Below are 3,509 nucleotides of genomic sequence, written 5' to 3'. Positions count from 1 at the left end.
GGGCACCAACAAGAACTACGAGTTCGGCGGCCGCTGGGGACTGGTGCGGATGCTGGAGCAGGCGCACATCGAGCCGGTCGATAGCGCGAACTACCAGTTGACGTGGCAGGCGAGGCCAGATGCGCCAGAAGAGCCAGGCGCCAAGAACCGGGCCGACGGGCATGGCCAGACCCTCGCCGAAGATCCCGACAGTCTGACCGCGCGCAGCGCCAAGGCTCCTGTTACGGCGGACTTGACCTATCCGGTGCGCTACCTGATGCGTACCGAGGTCGGGCAGGGACCGCTGGAGATGCTGGCCCTGCGGGGCTTCGTGCTGCCATCGCGCATCTTCGTGGGCCGCGAGCCGCAGGTCGCGGCACGTGCCACTCCAGGCCAGCGTAAGTAGAGAAAAACCATGTTCAACAACCTCCTCAGCGCGCTCTTCGGCTCGCGCGCCCCTGCGGATCTCGCCCGCTCGCCACAGGCGCGCTGGGACCCATGGCTGCAACCCATCCGTCCCGACGTCCCGGTAGGCGACGATCCGGGCTACGACGACGACTTCCTTGCCATCAAGGACGAGGTCGCCAAACTGTCCGGCATCAACGATACGTTGATCATCGAGTCCGCCGAACGGCTGCTCAAGCAGACCGCCAAGGACGTGCGCCTGGCGGTGTACTACGTCTACGGGCGCATGCGGCGCGATGGCGCCGAAGGGATTGCCGCTGGCTTCGAGTTGCTGTCGGCGCTGATGGACCGCTTTGGCGCCCAGTTGCTGCCCGCCCGTGCCGAGAGCCGCAAGGCCGCACTCGAATGGCTGGCCGGCGCGACCTTCACAGACCGGCTCGACCGGGTGCAAGGCCTGACCGGGGCACAGCTGGAGCGCACGCTGTCGACGCTTGCGCTGATCCTTGAGCGCACCGCGTCATGGCCGGAGGCGGCACGTCCGGTGCTGGACGGACTCTTCCGCCGGTTCGAGGGCCGCGTCGAGTCCCCATTGACCACCGACAGTACTGGCCGGGACACGCCATCCAGGCCACACCCCGCCCTGGCCTTGCCAGCGGCCGGCGAGGTAGGCTCCGCGCGCGACCTGCTCGACCGGGCGCGCCAGATGGCGCTGTTCCTGCGCGAGCAACCCCAGGGCTATCTCGCCGCCTACCGCCTGATGCGCTGCGTGCGCTGGGACACGCTGACCGAGGTCCCGCCGCACGAACCCAGCGGCAAGACGCGCCTGGTGGCGCCGCGCGCCGAACTGCGCGCCCAGCTCAAGCGCCTGATGCTGCAAAAGCAGTGGCCGGAACTCCTCGACCGCGTCGAGCAGGCCTTCGCCGAAGGCGCGAATCATTTCTGGCTGGACTTGCAGTACTACGCCTTCACCGCCCAGGATCAGGCGGGTGGCGAGTATGCCCGCGCGCGCGACCTGCTCGCCACCGACTGTGCGCTGATGCTCGAACGCCTGCCCGGTCTCGCGCAACTGGCCTTCACCGACGGCACGCCGTTTGCGGATGACACCACGCTGGAGTGGATTGCGCGCCATGCCACGGTACGTGATATCGAGCGCGGCGAACCCATGGCGCCTGTATCGGTCGCGTCAGCCAGCACCGACTGGGCGGAGACGGAAGCCCAGGCGGCGGACCTGGCCGCCCAACAGAGCCTCGATGCCGCGTTCGCCTGGTTGCAGGGCCTGCCGGCGCCGGAAGGCGAGCGCGACCGCTTCATGCGGCAACTGGTGATGGCGCGCGTCGCCGAACGTGCCGACCGGGCGGACACGGCGTTGCACTTGCTGAGCGCCCTCGAGGTGAACGCGCAACGCTTTCAACTGGCTGCCTGGGAACCCTCGCTCGCATTCGAGGCCAAGCAGCAACTGCTGCGGCTGCTCAAGACCCGCATGACGCGCAAGGATGCGGACAAGGCCGCCCTTGCCCGCCGCATCGAAACCCTGGTCGGCGATCTGACCTCCATTGACCCGGCCCGCGCCGTGGCCATCGCCTAGCCGGCGAGCCAACAGACTGCCTCATGAACCACTCCACCCAAGACAACGAGATCCTGCGCTACTACGAAGCGGAGATGCGGTACCTGCGCGAGGCCGGCAAGGAGTTCGCCCAGGCGTATCCGGACCGTGCGCGCATGCTCAATATCGACCGCATTGGCGAGCGCGACCCACACGTCGAGCGCCTGTTCGAGGGCTTCGCCTTCCTGATGGGGCGGCTGCGCCATAAGCTCGACGATGAACTGCCGGAATTGACCGAAGGACTGGTCAGCATGCTATGGCCGCACTACCTGCGCATGATTCCCTCGCTGTCGATTCTCGAACTCACTCCGTCCACCGGAGCCCTGGAGCGCCACGAAAGCCTGCCGGCCGGACTGGAGGTGCTCTCCGACCCGGTGCCGCTTGGCACCCAGGCAGCCAGCAGTGGCGACAGCGTCGAGTGCATTTACCGGACCACGCAAGCGGTCGACTTGTACCCGCTGCGCCTGACCGAGGCCAATGCCTACGCGCGCGAGGATGGCCGCTCGGTGATCCAGCTAAGGCTCGAACTGCAGGCGCAGGCACTCCGCAAGCAACTGGCCGTGCCGCGCCTGCGGCTCTACCTCCATGCCGACCGGCCATTGGCGCTGGCGCTGTACGCCGCGCTCACCGCCCAGCCGCAGGCGATGCAGGTGCGAATCCCCGGCTACCCGGCTGAACGCCCGGGCGCGCCCCAGGCAATGCCCGGCCTGGCGCTGGAACCGGCCGGGTTCGACGCGCAGGCACGCCTGTGGCCGAAGCCAGACAATGCCTTCGGCGGCTACCAGTTGCTGCTGGAGTACTTCACCTTCCCCGAGAAATTCATGTTCGTCGACCTGGTGGGGCTGGACATGGCCGCCATTCCCCCGGACGCCGCGCACTTCGACGTGGAGGCGGTACTGGCCAGGCCGTTTCCCGACGACATGCGCTTCTCGGCCGAGAACGTGCGGCTCTTCTGCACGCCCATCATCAACCTGTTCGAACTGGAAGCCGACCCGATTACGGCCACTCACCTCGAAACCGAGTACCGGGTGCGCGCGATGGAGCAACACGGGCAGCATGTCGAAGCGTACTCGGTCGACACCGTGCGGGGTTTCGAGGCGGACAGCGGCGCACGCTTCGAGTACGCGCCGTTCGCCGCCTTCCGCCACCGGGGCGGCATGCTGCGCCACGAGATGCCCGAGCGCTACTTCCACACACGGGTGCGCCGCGGTCCCTCGGGCAGGTTCGACACCTGGGTGGTGCTCGGTGGCCATGCCTGGGAACGGCAACAGACCCTCCCCCGGGAAACGCTATCGCTGTCGGTCACCGGCACCAACGGCATGCTGCCCCGCAAGGGCCTGCGCGAGGCCGGCATTACGCGTATGCAAAACGGGTTCGCCAACATCGGCGCGGTGCGCAACCTGACCGCACCGACCCTGCCGGTGTACCCGCCCACCGCCGACCGCTTCCACTGGCGCGTGCTGTCGCACCTGGCGCCAAACTACCTGTCGCTGCTCGATGCCGAGGTCCTGCGCGGCAGTCT

2 protein-coding genes and 1 pseudogene are annotated in these 3,509 nt (G+C 67.9%); all 3 read left to right on the top strand.

Annotated features, from left to right (window positions below):
• Nucleotides 1-385, top strand: a pseudogene (locus AC1DS6_RS42260) (ImcF-related family protein); the annotation flags it as partial.
• Nucleotides 386-394: 9 nt separating this feature from the next.
• Nucleotides 395-1,969 carry a type VI secretion system protein TssA gene (tssA, locus tag AC1DS6_RS42255; protein ID WP_477104758.1) on the top strand — a complete coding sequence of 525 codons (1,575 nt, stop codon included), beginning with the start codon at nt 395-397 and terminating at the stop codon, nt 1,967-1,969.
• Nucleotides 1,970-1,992: 23 nt separating this feature from the next.
• On the top strand, nt 1,993-3,509 hold a 1,517-nt coding region (gene tssF / locus AC1DS6_RS42250; RefSeq protein WP_477104757.1), incomplete at its 3' end, for a type VI secretion system baseplate subunit TssF.

This window comes from Cupriavidus sp. 05L310, assembly GCF_056398185.1.
This window is presented reverse-complemented; position numbering and strand designations above follow the sequence as displayed.

What these genes read in the sequence shown, in the direction of transcription:
- tssA (WP_477104758.1), top strand. Translation starts at nt 395, where the DNA reads ATGTTCAACAACCTCCTCAGCGCGCTCTTCGGCTCGCGCGCCCCTGCG.